Origin of the sequence: Pseudomonas sp. PvP009 (assembly GCF_017832995.1) — a bacterium.
In the GTDB taxonomy this organism is placed as follows: domain Bacteria; phylum Pseudomonadota; class Gammaproteobacteria; order Pseudomonadales; family Pseudomonadaceae; genus Aquipseudomonas; species Aquipseudomonas syringae.
The window spans coordinates 4,746,075-4,760,863 of sequence record NZ_JAFIBG010000001.1 but is presented as its reverse complement, the minus strand read 5'-3'; the positions used below and the strand labels follow the sequence as shown (position 1 = coordinate 4,760,863).

At 60.3% G+C, this 14,789-nt stretch carries 11 protein-coding genes; all 11 read right to left on the bottom strand.

All coding sequences use genetic code 11. The annotated features are described in order from the left end of the window. Positions 1-46: 46 nt before the first annotated feature. Complete coding sequence (locus JOE29_RS20560) at positions 47-913, bottom strand: oxygenase MpaB family protein (protein WP_210079812.1); 867 nt, start codon at positions 911-913, stop codon at positions 47-49. Positions 914-1,488: 575 nt separating this feature from the next. Continuing rightward, the gene (pgi, locus tag JOE29_RS20555; RefSeq protein ID WP_004409985.1) at positions 1,489-3,153 is read right to left on the bottom strand and encodes a glucose-6-phosphate isomerase; all 1,665 of its coding nucleotides are present in this window, start codon (positions 3,151-3,153) and stop codon (positions 1,489-1,491) included. A 253-nt stretch (positions 3,154-3,406) separates the two neighbouring features. Next, entirely contained in the window at positions 3,407-4,258 is an 852-nt protein-coding gene (panC, locus tag JOE29_RS20550; RefSeq protein WP_003392648.1) for a pantoate--beta-alanine ligase, read from the bottom strand. Beyond that, positions 4,255-5,055, bottom strand: a complete 801-nt coding sequence (panB, locus tag JOE29_RS20545; RefSeq protein ID WP_003423024.1) for a 3-methyl-2-oxobutanoate hydroxymethyltransferase — start codon at positions 5,053-5,055, stop codon at positions 4,255-4,257. Before panB ends, panC begins: the two co-directional genes overlap by 4 nt. 228 nt (positions 5,056-5,283) lie before the next feature. After that, positions 5,284-5,790, bottom strand: a complete 507-nt coding sequence (gene folK / locus JOE29_RS20540; RefSeq protein ID WP_003317735.1) for a 2-amino-4-hydroxy-6-hydroxymethyldihydropteridine diphosphokinase — start codon at positions 5,788-5,790, stop codon at positions 5,284-5,286. Further along, a complete protein-coding gene (locus tag JOE29_RS20535) occupies positions 5,783-7,186 on the bottom strand; it encodes a polynucleotide adenylyltransferase PcnB (RefSeq protein ID WP_003345072.1) in 1,404 nt (467 codons plus the stop codon). The genes folK and JOE29_RS20535 overlap by 8 nt, the downstream gene beginning before the upstream one ends. 698 nt (positions 7,187-7,884) lie before the next feature. After that, on the bottom strand, positions 7,885-9,318 hold the full coding sequence (locus JOE29_RS20530) for a sigma-54 dependent transcriptional regulator (protein ID WP_004415163.1): 1,434 nt from the start codon (positions 9,316-9,318) through the stop codon (positions 7,885-7,887). A gap of 22 nt (positions 9,319-9,340) precedes the next feature. Further along, entirely contained in the window at positions 9,341-12,295 is a 2,955-nt protein-coding gene (locus JOE29_RS20525; protein WP_004415167.1) for a sensor histidine kinase, read from the bottom strand. Continuing rightward, positions 12,279-12,455, bottom strand: coding sequence for a hypothetical protein (locus JOE29_RS20520; protein WP_002552060.1), 177 nt, complete (start codon positions 12,453-12,455; stop codon positions 12,279-12,281). Before JOE29_RS20520 ends, JOE29_RS20525 begins: the two co-directional genes overlap by 17 nt. A 98-nt stretch (positions 12,456-12,553) precedes the next feature. Beyond that, a complete protein-coding gene (gene gluQRS, locus JOE29_RS20515) occupies positions 12,554-13,441 on the bottom strand; it encodes a tRNA glutamyl-Q(34) synthetase GluQRS (RefSeq protein ID WP_003392642.1) in 888 nt (295 codons plus the stop codon). 699 nt (positions 13,442-14,140) lie between these two features. Next, on the bottom strand, positions 14,141-14,581 hold the full coding sequence (gene dksA / locus JOE29_RS20510) for an RNA polymerase-binding protein DksA (protein WP_003317723.1): 441 nt from the start codon (positions 14,579-14,581) through the stop codon (positions 14,141-14,143). Between the last annotated feature and the right edge of the window lie 208 nt (positions 14,582-14,789).

The window sequence follows — 14,789 nt, the reverse complement described above, 5'->3', positions numbered from 1 at the left end:
CCGTGAACCACCCGGTCACGGTTTGCCGAAAACCGTCATGCCTCGTTCAAACGCCCATGCGGCGTCTGGCACGTTGCGCCGATCCGTCGCGCACGGCCCAGCGCAGAATGGGCGCAGTACTGTTGACGCCCAGGCGGATCATTCGGCGTTTGCAGGGGCTTTGCGTGACTTCGAGCATGTCGCTGGCCCAGTCCGGCAGCAGATCGATACCGGCGCGCATCATCAATACGCCAAACGGCTTGGCCAGCCAGTTGGGTGCAGGCGCATCGAGCAGCAGGCGCATTACTTCGCGGCTGCGCTGGTCACAGACCAGTTGGCCACGAATGTCTGCCAGATAGTCAGCAATGGCCTGACGGGAGCGTGGGACGTTGCGTGCGCCGAGTCGCTCGGCAACCAGCGCCGTTTCAGCGCAGTACGCGTCCTGTTCGGCGAGCGACATGTCCGGGTTCAGATAGCGCACATGCGCTGCGAGAAAGCTGCTGACTTCGGCCACATGCACCCAGGTCAGCAAATCCGGGTCGCTGGCGGCATACGGCCGGCCATCGGGCGCGGTGCCGACGATGTTCAGGTGAATGTTGCGGACCTTGTCGATCAGCCAGTTGGCATCGCGCGTGGAGCCGTAGGTGGTGCCGGACAGAAACTGCCCGGTACGCCGCAGGCGGCCAATCATGTCCTGACGAAAGTTGGAGTGGTCCCAGATGCCCGCCAGTGCCAGCGGGTGCAGAGTCTGCAGCATCAATGCGCTGATGCCGCCGACCAGCATGCTGGTGAAATCGCCATGCACTTCCCAGCACACCGCCTGAGGGCCAAACAGCCCCGGGTCGCCCTTGGGGCTTTCCAGATCCAGTTGGCCCAGGGCCAGGCCGGTGAGGCTGATGACCTGGTTTTCGATGCGGGTGCGGATGAATTCCATGTCGTGCTCGGGCATCGGGGAGGGAAGTACGGCAACGAGACTTTTGTGGTAACGGACCGTGCGACCCTTCGCTTGCTTGCGAAAGGGCCGGTACATCCGCTAAAGATGTATCACTCGAAATAAAGCTTTCGCGAACAAGTTCGCTCCTACAAGGAGAGTGTACATCCGCTGAGGATGTACAGGGCTTCTGCCCGCAGGGCGTGGGAGCGAACTTGTTCGCGAAAGGGCCTGTGCAGTCGCAGAAGTTTCTGCGTATGACATAACGCCTTCGCGAACAAGGCGGATCGCCGCCCCTGTCGCTCCTACAAAAGCCCGGTTTCCTCTACTCATCAAGACTTCCACAAGGAGAGCGTACATCCGCTGATGATGTACAGGGCTTCTGCCCGAAGGGCGTGGGAGCGAACTTGTTCGCGAAAGGGCCCTGTGCAGCCGCAGAAGTTTCTGCGTCTGACATAACGCCTTCGCGAACAAGGCGGATCGCCGCCCCGGTCGCTCCTACAAAAGCCCCGTTTCCCCTACTCATCAAGACTTCTGCGTAACGCTGAGCGCAGAGCGTGGGAACGAGAGGGAAACAATCAGCCGCGGTGACGGCCGCGGAAGTAGTTGATCAGGCCTTGGGTCGATGCATCGTCAGCCGGCTCTTCGGTGCCGCCGGTCAGGCGCTGATACACCGCTTTGCCCATTTCCTTGCCCAGCTCCACACCCCATTGGTCGAAGGCGTTGGTGCCCCAGATCACGCTCTGCACGAACACCTTGTGTTCATACATGGCCACCAGCGCGCCAAGACGACGCGGGCTGATGCGCTCGACCACCAGCGTGTTGCTCGGACGGTTGCCAGGGATGACCTTGTGCGGTGCCAGCTTCTGCACCTCTTGTTCGTCCATACCCTTCTCGCGCAGTTCTGCTTCGGCTTCTGCGCGGGTCTTGCCCATCATCAGTGCCTGACTCTGCGACAGACAGTTGGCGTACAGCCACTGGTGGTGGTCGGCAACCGGGTTGAAGCTGACGATCGGCACAATGAAATCGGCCGGAATCATCTGCGTGCCCTGGTGCAGCAACTGGTGGTAAGCGTGCTGACCATTGGCACCCACGCCGCCCCAGATCACCGGTCCGGTGTCGGTCGACGTCGGCGTACCGTCCTGACGGACGCTCTTGCCGTTGGATTCCATGTCCAGTTGTTGCAGGTGCTTGGTGATGTTACGCAGGTAATGATCGTACGGCAGGATCGCGTGGCTTTGTGCGCCCCAGAAGTTGCCGTACCAGACGCCCAGCAAGCCCAGCAATACCGGCATGTTCTGCTCGAACGGCGCGCTCTGGAAATGCTGGTCCATGGTGTAGGCACCGGACAGCAGTTCCTTGAAGTTGGACATGCCGATGGCCAGCGCGATAGGCAGACCGATGGCCGACCACAGCGAATAGCGACCGCCGACCCAGTCCCACATCGGGAAGATGTTTTCTTCACGGATGCCGAAGGCCACGGCCGCAGCGTTGTTGCTGGACACCGCGATGAAGTGGCGATGCAGTTCGACTTCCGAGCCGCCCTGCGCCAGGTACCAGGCACGTGCCGCCTGTGCGTTTTTCAGGGTTTCCAGCGTGTTGAAGGATTTCGACGAGACGATGAACAGCGTGGTCTCGGCACGAATCTTCATCGACAGCTCATGGAATTCGCTGCCGTCGATGTTTGCCAGGTAATGGCAGCGGACACCTTTGTGCGCGTAGGCCACCAGCGCTTCGGAGACCAGCTCCGGGCCGAGGAACGAGCCGCCGATGCCGATGTTCACCACGTCGGTGATTGGTTTTTCGGTGTAACCGCGCCACAGGCCGTCATGGATGCGGCCGACCAGTTCGGTCATCTGATTGAGTACGCGGTGTACGTCCGGCATCACATCGACGCCGTTGACTTTCAACTTGTCGCCGACCGGACGGCGCAGAGCGGTATGCAGGGCAGGGCGGCCTTCGGATGAGTTGACCAGCTCGCCATCATACTGAGCCTTGATCGCATCCTTGAGGCCCACTTCGCCCGCCAGGCTGACCAACAGGTCACGGGTCTCGGTGGTGATCAGGTTTTTGGAGTAATCGAGAAACAGGCCAGCGCTGCTGAGGGTGAATTGGCTGAAGCGCTGCGGGTCGGTGTTGAACGCTTCGCGCATGCTGAAGTTCTGCATGGCCTGGCGGTGTTTGTTCAACGCTTGCCAGGCGGGCAGAGCGGTCACATCGGAAGGAGTGCGGTAGTACGCCATCGCTGCGGGTTTCCTTTAACTGGTTCTGTCTTTGGATATTCTTGGAGCGAGGTCGCAAGCTTTCTCACGGGCTACACATCGCAGACTACCCTTCGCGTACCTGTTTGTCTGCGCCTCGCCTTACATGACCCCGGTACTTTTTCGCACACAGGCAACCGGGGTTTGGTCTCGAATACTGTCGGTTGTGGTTCAGGCAACCTGTACCGGTATGGCATTACCGGTGTGTCTTAGTTCATTGCCAGCGCACATCCTGTCAGCTTCTGGTCAGGTGCAGGTTGTCGATCAAGCGGGTTTTGCCCATGAACGCCGCTGCGAGGATGACCAGGTCGCGATTGTCGGCAGTCGTCGCCCGCAGGCTGGTGGCATCGCGTATCTCCAGGTAGTCGATACGAAAACCGGCAGCCTCCAGTTGCTGCTTCTTGCTTGCCAGCAGCGCGTCGAAATCCTGCTCGCCGGCCTTGATCGCGTCGGCGATCTGGCGGATCGCCTGATACAGCGCGGGTGCAGCGGCGCGCTGATCGTCGCTCAGATAACCGTTGCGCGAGGACAGCGCCAGGCCGTCGTCGGCGCGCACCGTCGGTTCGCCGATAATCTGGATCGGCATGTTCAGATCACGGACCATGGCCCGAATCACGGCCAGTTGCTGGAAGTCTTTTTCACCAAAGATCGCCAGGTCAGGCTGCACCATGTTGAACAGCTTGCTGACCACGGTCGCGACACCTTCGAAATGGCCGGGACGGCTGGCGCCACACAGGCCTTGCGACAGGTGCGGCACGCTGACCAGTGTCTGGTCGGCCATGCCGTGCGGATAGATTTCTTCGACGCTTGGGGTGAACAGCAGGTTGCAACCGGCCTGCAGGAGTTTTTCCTGATCGGCAGCCAGCGTGCGAGGGTAGGTGGCCAGGTCTTCGTTGGGGCCGAACTGCAGCGGATTGACGAAAATAGTGGCGACAACGAAATCGGCACGCTGCGCCGCCTTGGTGACCAGCGCGGCGTGGCCGCTGTGCAGGTTGCCCATCGTCGGGGTCAGCGCGATCCGCTTGCCTTCGCTGCGTGCCCGCGCAACAGCGGCGCGCAGGTCCTGTACGGTTTTTACTGTGTTCATGCCGAGAATCCGTGTTCAGTGGCCGGAAAGCTGACGTCTTTGACTGCGGCCACGTAGGCCCGGATAGCCGACTGGATATCGGGCTGACCGGTCATGAAATTTTTCACGAACTTGGGCACGCGTCCGGTGATGGACAGGCCGAGCATGTCGTGCAGCACCAGGACCTGCCCGTCGGTGGCGCTGCCCGCGCCAATACCGATGACCGGGACCTTCACCGCCTGGGTGATTTCCTCGGCCAGTTCGCTGGGCACGCACTCCAGCAGAATCATCGCTGCGCCCGCCTGTTCCAGTGCGATTGCATCGGCGCGCATCTGCCGCGCCTGCGCCTCCAGCCGGCCCTGCACCTTGTAGCCACCCAACACGTTGACTGCCTGTGGGGTCAGACCCATGTGCGCGCACACCGGAATGCCGCGCTCGGCCAGCAAACGGATCGACTCGGCCAGCCAGGCAGCGCCTTCGACCTTGATCATGTGCGCGCCTGCCTGCATCAGCGTCGCGCTGTTGATCAGGGTCTGCTCCAGCGTCGCGTTGGCCATGAACGGCAGGTCGGCGAGGATCATCGCGCCCTGGTTGCCGCGTTTCACACAGGCAACGTGGTACGCCGTTTCAGCCGTGGTAACAGGCAGGGTGCTGTCGTGACCCTGCAGGACCATGCCCAGCGAGTCGCCTATCAGCAGCACTTCGACACCCGCTTGAGAGGCCGTGTGGGCGAAGGTTGCGTCGTAGCAGGTCAGCATGGTGATTTTTTCACCTTTCTGCTTCATGGCCAGCAGCGACGTAACGGTTATGTTCGGCATGTAAAGTCCTCCATCAGGCGCTGTGAAGACGGGTGCTCAGCGCGTGAGAGTCATCCTGGAAAAGCAGGCACACCGTCGTGTCGCGGTGTTTTGCAAAGGCCTGTTTCGCACCCGTTCGCCTGTGGTGTGGCGGCGGGAGGCCTATCTTCGTGAGGAGGGGGCGTGAAGTCAATTGAAGGTGTTACCTGTGCGTCCGACCGGTTACAACGGCGCGGTAACAGACAGGCTTCATGCCTCGGCGGGCAGACGTTCAAGGCCTGTGAACGGGCAATCATCGAGCAGACGATTCAGTAGGCGGCCGTCGGCCAGTGTCAGCCCCGGAGCCAGCTCTGCCAGCGGGTACAGCACGAAGGCCCTGGCCTGCATGTGGTAATGCGGCACTTTGAGGCGTGGCTCGTCGATCAGGCGGTCGCCGAACAGCAGGATATCGAGGTCCAGCGTGCGCGGCCCCCAGCGTTCGTGGCGTTCGCGGCCTTGATCCAGCTCGATGGCCTGTAGCGCATCAAGCAGTGTCAGCGGCGCCATGCAGGTGTCGACTGCCGCGACGGCATTGGTGAAGCGCGGTTGACCGGGCAGTAGCGAGTCGCTGATATAGAACGACGATACGCCGCTCAACTGACAATCGGGCAATTGCGCAATGGCCTTGAGGGCGCTGCGCAATTGCTCGGCCGGGTCAGCCAGGTTGCTGCCCAGACCGATGTACACGCGTTCAGTGGCCAACAGCGGTTCATTCACCGCTTTGCGCCTCGCCCGTGGTGCGCTTGCGTTTGGCACCGCTGTTACGACGACGCTTGCGCGGGGCTGTGCCCGCCGCTTCAGGCTTGTTGCTCAGGTCGCGAATCATGTCGCGGCGTTCGCTGTCGTTGCAGTCCTGATAATCGGTCCACCACTGGCCCAGACCATCGGTCTGCTCGCCCGCCGTTTCACGCAACAGCAGGAAGTCGTAGCCCGCGCGGAACCGCGAGTTGTCGAGCAGCAGGTCGGCACGCTTGCCCGAACGGCGCGGCAGGCGCTCCTGCATGTCCCAGATCTCGCGGATCGGCAGCGTGAAGCGCTTGGGAATCGCGATGCGCTGGCACTGCTCGATGATCAGTTCGTGAGCGGCTTCCTGCATGGCTGCGATCGGCGGCATGCCGCGTTCCTGAGCACGCAGCACCTTGGCCGGCAGCGCAGGCCAGAGTAGGGCAGCGAACAGGAACGCCGGTGTGACCGGTTTGTTCTGCTTGATGCGCAGGTCGGTATTGATCAACGCATTGCTGATCAGCGTATGGGTGTAGGTCGGGTTGTATTCCAGGGCCTTGGAGCTGGCCGGGAACAACGGTTCGAAGAGTTCCAGGTCCACCAGCATTTCAAAGGTGGGGGCGGCGTGCCCGGAGAGGAACAGTTTGAGCACTTCCTCGAACAGGCGTGCCGATGGAATGTCACGCAGCATCGGCGCCAGTGCGCGGATCGGTTGAGCGCTGTGCTTCTCGATGCCGAAGTCCAGCTTGGCCGCGAACCGCACGGCACGCAGCATGCGCACCGGGTCTTCTTTATAACGCTGTTCCGGATCGCCGATCAGGCGGATCAGGCGGTTACGGATGTCGTGCACGCCGTTGGCGTAATCCAGAACGCGCTCGCTGACCGGGTCGTAGTAAAGCGCGTTGATCGTGAAGTCGCGACGCTGGGCGTCTTCTTCAAGCGTGCCGTATACGTTGTCACGCAGGATGCGTCCGCTTTCATTGCGCGAGGACTGGTTGCTGTCCTCTTCTTCGTCATCCTGAGGATGATTGGCGCGGAACGTCGCCACTTCGATGATTTCGCGACCGAAATGGATGTGCACCAGCTTGAACCGGCGGCCGATGATCCGCGCGTTGCGGAATTCGGCACGCACCTGTTCTGGCGTGGCGCTGGTGGCGACGTCGAAATCCTTGGGCGTTATGTTGAGCATCATGTCGCGTACGCAACCACCGACCAGATAGGCCTGGTAGCCGGCATTCTGCAGGCGCTCGACGATATTCACGGCATAGCGGCTGAATTGACTGCGTTGCAGCGAATGTTGGCTGCTGTTGAGCACTTCAGGCGTGGTGCGCGTATGTTGCTGCGGTTTGCGCAGTGGGGAACGAAATGACTGGAACAACTTCTTCAGCATGGGATGCACTGTTTGAAGGAATATTCGGCCAAAAACGTGGAATGACCGCATGATGGGCGGGGATTCTAGCATTTAGTCGAGTGATGGTGTAGGAAGCTGTCGCGCAAGGGTAAACGATGGCGCGGATCAAGGCGGGGAAGCTACTGGGGGAGCCGAAGCTCCCCCAAAGTGTGTGCTCTTTATTATTGTTTTCTGCCTGGGCTTCTTGTTTTTGTTGAGTGCCCATTCACGAGACTTTCGTCTGTGAAACCTCCCAGTCGGGAGTCAAGAGCAAACGGATTGCTTTGGTCGCTGCGTTGCAATGATCATTCGATCCAACCAGTTCAGGCGCTACCTAAGGGTAGTTTTTGTTGTTCTCGGCCTGGTTGCGGGGCAAGCCCCAAATACAACTCCTCTCCAAAAGAATCAGTTAGCTGCGCCTCCGCCGTGTTGTTCTTGTTATGCGTGAGTCGATTCGTATTGTTTTTATTGTGGGTGTCGTACTGCTTGTTGTTCTTCTTGTACTAAGCATATAGCAGAAGCTGTGCCAACTTTTGCCAAGCCCCGTAAACCGGGGCTTTTCGGGCAACAGGCCGGTTTTGCGCACACAAAAAAGCCGGGCCTGCGTTACCGTAAGACCCGGCTTTTGTTACGTGAAGCGCTTGAGGTAACAGTTTGTCCCCGCCCTGCGCACCGCGTGCCAGAGCCTTGGGCTGGTTTTATGTCTCGCTGGCCACGCCCTTGCGCCGCGGGATACCCAGACGTTGACGGCGTTCCCACAGACATTTGCGACTGACGCCCAGTTTGCGTGCCAGCTCGGTTTCAGTCATGTGGTCCTGATGCTCCAGAACGAAGTGCTGAAAATAGTCTTCGAGCGACAGGTCTTCGGCGGGCTCGTTGCCCGACGAACCGGAAGAGCCCGGTAACGGTGCCATGCCCATGTACTCGTCGTCATCCAGCCCGTCGAGCTCAATGTCGATGCCCAGCAGGTCAGCGGTGATTTCCGGGTTCTCGCAGAGAATCACCGCGCGCTCCACCGCGTTTTCCAGCTCGCGCACGTTACCCGGCCAGCTGTAATGGCGGATCGCCTGTTCGGCGTCGTGTGCAAATTTGAGGTCGTCGCGTCCGACCTTGCTGCTCTGGCGGACCAGGAACGCACGAGCGATTTCCAGGATGTCGTTGCCACGTTCGCGCAGCGCCGGGAGTTTCAGGGCGATAACGTGCAGGCGATAGAACAGGTCTTCACGAAACTCGCCATTTTTGGCCAGTGTTTTCAGGTCCCGGTGGGTCGCGGCAATCAGGCGTACGTCGACCTTTTGTGATTGCACCGAACCGACGCGACGAATCTCGCCTTCCTGCAATACGCGCAGCAGGCGAGCCTGGGCTTCCAGGGGCAGTTCGCCGATTTCATCGAGAAACAGCGTGCCACCGTCAGCGGCCTCGACCAGACCTGCGCGGCCTGCGCTGGCCCCGGTAAACGCGCCTTTCTCGTGACCGAACAGTTCGGACTCGATCAGCGATTCGGGAATGGCCGCACAGTTGACGGAAATCATCGGTGCCTTGGCGCGGCGTGAGAGGTTATGCAGAGCGCGGGCGACCAGTTCCTTACCGGTGCCTGACTCACCTTGAATCAGGACGTTGGAATCAGTCGGGGCGACTTTGCGGATCTTGCTGTAGAGATCCAGCATGGGCGGGCATGAGCCGATGATGCCGATCTCGCCGTTATGGTTCTGAGCCGGGCCTTTTTCAGCATTGCTGGTCCTGGCGGTGGCGCTGCGTTCGTCCTGAAGGTGCTTGACCGTCTGCCGGTCACGCAGGATCCGCGAGACCGCCTGCAGCATTTCATCGTGATCGAAGGGTTTGGCGATGTAGTCCACCGCGCCCATCTTCATCGAATCGACTGCCGAGCGCAGGCTCGCGTAACTGGTCATGATCAGCACCGGTTTGCCTTCGCCGAGCTTGATCAGTTCGGTGCCGGGCGCGCCGGGCAGGCGCAGGTCGCTGACGATCAGATCGAACGACGGGATGCTGAAGCGTTCCTGAGCCTCTTGAACGGAGCCGGCTTCACTGACTTCATACTGGTTGCGTTCAAGCAGGCGACGCAGGGCTGAGCGGATAATCGTTTCGTCTTCGACGATCAAAATATGCGGCATTGATTCAGTTCTCTCGACGGTCTCAGTTCGCGGTGGACGTCGCGTCGACATGGCGTGGCAAGGTCACCCGAATACGGGTTCCACGCTGTTGCTCGGGATCGGCCGGGCTGTCGATGGTGATTTGTCCATAATGCTCTTCAACGATGGAATAGACCAGCGCCAGGCCAAGTCCGGTTCCCTCGCCAGGATCCTTGGTGGTGAAGAACGGCTCGAACAATCGGTCCATGATTGCCTTTGAAATCCCACTGCCTTCGTCTTCGACGATCAAGTCCACAGTGTGCTCGGATACTTCGCTTCTGACCCTGACTGCGCTGCCTGCCGGGGAGGCATCACGGGCGTTGGAGAGCAGATTGATCAACACCTGCGCCAGCCGCTGCGAGTCGCCGACAGCCCAATGCTCGGGGTTGCACAGGTTGTAGAAGTGTACTTCGAAATTGCGCCGGTTCAGCGCCAGCAGACCAATAGCATCCTGGGCCACCACGGCCAGACAAACGGCTTCGTCGCTATGCTGATGAGCGCCCGCGTGGGCAAAACTCATCAATGACTGGACGATGCGCGAGACGCGTTTGGTCTGTTCGAGGATCTGGCTGCTGATTTCCTTGAGTTCGCCGTCTTCTTCGCGTTCCTCGCGCAGGTTCTGGGCGAGACAGGCAATACCGGTAATCGGATTGCCGATCTCGTGCGCCACGCCGGCGGCCAGTCGGCCGATACTTGCCAGGCGTTCCGAATGCACCAGCTTGTCTTCGAGCATCTGCGTGTCGGTCAGGTCTTCGACCAGCACCACCAGGCCGCTGTTGCCCGGCGCCAGAGGCTCGTTGATGGCGGCCTTGTGCAGATTGAGCCAGCGTGTCTGGCCGTCCAGACCGAGCTTCTGCTTGTGCAAATGCTCATCGGGCAGGCTGGTAAAACCGGTCAGCAGGCCCTTCCACGGCTCGGCAATGGTTTCCAGTCGTGAACCCACTACGCGCTGTGCGACGATGCCGGTCAATTCTTCCATGGCCCTGTTCCACATCAGGATCTCCTGATCTTCGGCCAGCGAGCAGACGCCCATCGGCAGTTCTTGAAGAGTCTGGCGGTGGTAGCGACGCAGGGCATCGAGTTCGGCGGCAAGGCCGGTAAGGCGCGAGTGGTAGTCCTCAAGCCGGCTTTCAATGAAATGTATGTCTTCGGTGACGTATTTTTCGCTGCCCGATTTGTACGGCAGAAACGTTTCCACCATGTCCTGCGCAACGCTCGGCCCCATCAGCCCGGACAGGTTGGCCTCGATGCGGTCGCGCAGGCGGCGCAGGGCATAAGGGCGGCGCTCGTCGAACGGCAGATAAAGATCGCGCAGCGCTTGCTCGACTTCCTTCTGCGCGGCTTTCGCGCCCAGCGGCTTGGCCAGTTGGGTGGCGAACTCCTGCGGCGACACCGCGTGCAGTTCCCGGCGTTGCGGGCGGCGCACGTTGTCGACTGCGCAGGCCTCGGCGGCCCCGGCTTCTTCAGGGCTGGCATTGGTGAACAGCGAGATCAGGGTGAACAGCAAGACGTTTGCGGCCAGCGAGGCGATGGCTGCCATGTGCCAACTGGTGTCGTCCAGCACATAAATCATGTTCAGCCAGGGAATATAGAAGCCCTGCAGGTTGCCGATCAGCGGCAACAGCATGCTGACTGCCCAGACCGAAATGCCGGCCAGCAGCCCGGCGATGAAGCCGCGTCGGTTGGCGGTCGGCCAGTACAGTACCGACAGCACGCCCGGCAGGAATTGCAGGGTCGCAACGAAGGCGACGATGCCCAGATTGGCCAGGTCCTGCTGAGCGCCGAGCATCAGGTAGAAGCCGTAACCCAGCGCGATGATCGCCACGATCAGTCCGCGTCGTGTCCACTTCAGCCAGCGATAGATATTGCCCTCGGCGGGTGGCTGATACAGCGGCAGCACCAAGTGATTGAGTGCCATGCCGGACAACGCCAGCGTGGTGACGATGATCAGCCCGCTAGCCGCCGACAGCCCGCCTATATAGGCGAGCAGGGCCAGAGACTTGCTGTTGGCGGCGATGCCGATGCCGAGCGTGAAATATTCCGGGCTGGTGGTGGCGCCGAGCTTGAGCCCGGCCCAGAGGATCAGCGGCACTGCGAGGCTGATCAACAGCAGAAACAGCGGCAGACCCCAGCTGGCGCTGACCAGCGAGCGCGGGTTGAGGTTTTCCGTAAAGGTCATGTGATACATGTGCGGCATGACGATGGCCGAGGCGAAGAACACCAGCAGCAGCGTGCGCCACGGGCCTTCCTGCAAAGGCGTGTGCAGCGAGGCGAGGGCGGTCTGGTTCTGCAGCAGCCACAGTTCCAGTTGTTGCGGGCCGTCGAACACGCCATACAAGGCATAAAGCCCGACGCCGCCCAGGGCGATCAGCTTGATCAGCGATTCAAAGGCGATGGCGAACACCAGGCCCTCGTGTTTCTCACGGGTCGCGATGTGCCGTGAGCCGAAGAAAATCGTGAACAGGGTGATCAGTGCGCAGAACGCCACCGCGACCCGATCCTGCACCGGCTCGCGGGTCAGAATGCCAATGGAGTCGGCGACCGCCTGAATCTGCAAGGCCAGCAGTGGCAGCACACCGATCAGCATGAATACGGTGGTCAGTGCACCGGCCCAGGTGCTGCGAAAACGGAAGGCGAACAGATCGGCCAGTGATGACAGCTGGTAGGTGCGGGTAATTCTGAGGATGGGGTAGAGCAGCACCGGCGCGAGGAGGAAGGCCCCGGACACCCCCAGATAACTGGACAGAAAGCCGTAGCCATACTGATAGGCCAGACCAACCGTGCCATAAAACGCCCAGGCGCTGGCGTAGACGCCCAGTGACAGGGTGTAGGTCAGCGGGTGACGAATGATCCAGCGCGGAATCAGGCCATGTTCGCTGACCCAGGCTACGCCGAACAGCACCAACAGGTAGGCGGCGCTGACCAGCAGCATCTGCGTCAGACTAAAGCTCATCGGCATCTCGCTGGCTCTGCAGAATGAACGTCACCACAATCAGGATCAGCCACAACATGTAGGGCCGATACCAGGCACCGGTGGCATCGATCCACCAGTCCATGATGGCTGGAGAGAACAGATAAATGCCGACCACCAGAAGCAAAACCAACCGGTATATGTACATCTGGTCTCCCTGCGCTGGTAGATGAGGAGCGGCATGTTAACGGATGCCGGATAACCTGCAAGTATCCTTGCGTCGCAGTTTGCGGCGACCGCTCTGGATCAGTCTATCCGGGCTTCCTCAATATTGCGCAGCCGGGGTATCAGGTCAGCGTTCCAGTGACGTATGCCCCAGGCGAGCACTTCCTGCGCGGTGCCATCGGTCATGTGCGCATCGAGCGGCTGCCCCAATGCGCGCAAGGCCCGAAGCAGCAGCGGCGTCGCCTGATCGGCCGGCAGTGGTGGGGAGCGATAGGACTTGCCCAGCTTGTGACCATCGGGCTGGGTGATCAACGGTACATGCAGGTAGCGCGGTTGGGGCAGGCCCAGCAGTTCCTGCAGGTACAGCTGGCGGGGTGTCGAGTCAAGCAGGTCGGCACCGCGGACGATATCGGTGACGCCTTGCCAGGCGTCGTCAATGACCACGGCCAGTTGATAGGCATATAGCCCATCGCGCCGGCGGATTACAAAGTCACCGCTTTCGCGGCCCAAGTGCATTTTGAAGGTGCCCTGAACCCGGTCTTCGAAGCGATATTCCAGCTCCGGAACGCGAATGCGGATTGCGGCGTTGTCCGGCGAATGCCCGGCATTGCGGCAGAAACCCGGATAGACACCCTGAAAGTCTTCGAGCTGTTTACGCGAGCAGGTGCAGGCGTAGGCCAGGCCATGATTGAACCAGCGCTGGAGGATCTCGGCGTAGGCGTCATGACGCTCGCTTTGCCGCACCATCTGGCCGTCCCATTCAAAACCGTAGCGCTCGAGTGTCTCGAGAATCCCCGCCTGCGCGCCGGCTACTTCACGCGGCGGGTCGAGATCCTCCATGCGCAACAGCCACTGACCGTCTGCCGCGCGCGCATCTAGATAGGAGGCGAGGGCTGCGACCAGCGAGCCAAAATGCAGGTAACCACTGGGAGTCGGCGCAAAGCGCCCGATATAGGCCGGTTTTTTCATGGGCGGGATGTTACGGGTGACGGGCTTGGGCGGGCAAGTGGAACGCAGGGGAGAGAAAAGGTGACCTGAGTCGAACTCCAATCCACCTGACATCACGGAACCGCTGTGTGACGCGGAGCGTCACGAACTGCATTCCCACGCGGAGCGTTGGAACGATGGTCAGAACAATTTCATGCCTTATCTGCAGCTGCTGCCAACGAAGTGCTTTTTTGATCGCGATGGCATGAACGACGCAAATTGCGACGTTAGTGACGGCTGAGTCCTGGCGCTGATCCGGGGGTAACTCGGCAAGGATGCCGAGTTAGCCGCACCGGGCCATGGATGGCCCGTTGCGGCGCCCCCCGGATCAGTGTCAGGGCGAAGGGACCCGACGAAGTCGGGCCGGAAACAGGAGCGAGGGGGTTTGGTTACTTTGGCCCCATCAAAGTAACTCGCCGAGGGGCGAAAAGGTGACCTGAGTCGAACTCCAATCCACCTGACATCACGGAACCGCTGTGTGACGCAGAGCGTCACGAACTGCATGCCAACGCGGAGCATTAGCACGATAGTCAGTTAGATTTGTGTATAACACCGAGCGCAGAGCGTGAGGAACAAGAAGTGTCCGGAGAAAAATTTCCCTTGGCATGCGTTGCGCAGAGTGACTTCCACAGGCACAAAAAAAGACGCCGAAGCGTCTTTTCAGTCAAAGGCGGCCCCAGGTCATTTACCGACCTGTTTTTCCTTGATTTCTGCAAGTGTCTTGCAGTCGACGCACTGGTCTGCAGTCGGGCGAGCCTCAAGACGGCGGATGCCGATCTCTACGCCGCAGGATTCACACCAGCCATATTCCTCGTCCTTGATCAGTTGCAGCGTCTTGTCGATTTTCTTGATCAGCTTGCGTTCGCGATCGCGGGCACGAAGTTCGAGGCTGAACTCTTCTTCCTGACTGGCACGGTCGGCCGGATCAGGGAAGTTGGCAGCTTCATCCTTCATATGGTCTACCGTTCGGTCGACCTCTTGCATCAAGTCCTGCTTCCACTTGTTCAGGATCTTGGTGAAGTGCGCGCGCATCGGCTCGCCCATGTACTCTTCACCCTTCGTTTGCACGTAGGGCTCAAAGCCGCTGATTAGATGGTTCTGTTGCTTTTCTGGGGTGGGCATGTCTGGACCGCCTCTCACTCTTCTAATCTATTGCGCAGGATTGTTCCATCACCGACACCCGTCGGCCCTGCAGCTGCAAGCGGGCGAACTTACCAGATCAAATCGGAGTGCGCTACTCCCGGTTGTCGAGCATGACGACGCCGTCTTCTTATGGAGATGGCCATTTCGCATCTGCCCTGCATCTAAATGAACTCTAGTCGCTGCGCAC

Bases quoted from the DNA above. Each gene is read 5' to 3' on its own strand.
- JOE29_RS20560 (WP_210079812.1), bottom strand. From the start codon at position 913: ATGGAATTCATCCGCACCCGCATCGAAAACCAGGTCATCAGCCTCACC.
- pgi (WP_004409985.1), bottom strand. From the start codon at position 3,153: ATGGCGTACTACCGCACTCCTTCCGATGTGACCGCTCTGCCCGCCTGG.
- panC (WP_003392648.1), bottom strand. From the start codon at position 4,258: ATGAACACAGTAAAAACCGTACAGGACCTGCGCGCCGCTGTTGCGCGG.
- panB (WP_003423024.1), bottom strand. From the start codon at position 5,055: ATGCCGAACATAACCGTTACGTCGCTGCTGGCCATGAAGCAGAAAGGT.
- JOE29_RS20535 (WP_003345072.1), bottom strand. From the start codon at position 7,186: ATGCTGAAGAAGTTGTTCCAGTCATTTCGTTCCCCACTGCGCAAACCG.
- JOE29_RS20530 (WP_004415163.1), bottom strand. From the start codon at position 9,318: ATGCCGCATATTTTGATCGTCGAAGACGAAACGATTATCCGCTCAGCC.
- JOE29_RS20525 (WP_004415167.1), bottom strand. From the start codon at position 12,295: ATGCCGATGAGCTTTAGTCTGACGCAGATGCTGCTGGTCAGCGCCGCC.
- JOE29_RS20520 (WP_002552060.1), bottom strand. From the start codon at position 12,455: ATGTACATATACCGGTTGGTTTTGCTTCTGGTGGTCGGCATTTATCTG.
- gluQRS (WP_003392642.1), bottom strand. From the start codon at position 13,441: ATGAAAAAACCGGCCTATATCGGGCGCTTTGCGCCGACTCCCAGTGGT.
- dksA (WP_003317723.1), bottom strand. From the start codon at position 14,581: ATGCCCACCCCAGAAAAGCAACAGAACCATCTAATCAGCGGCTTTGAG.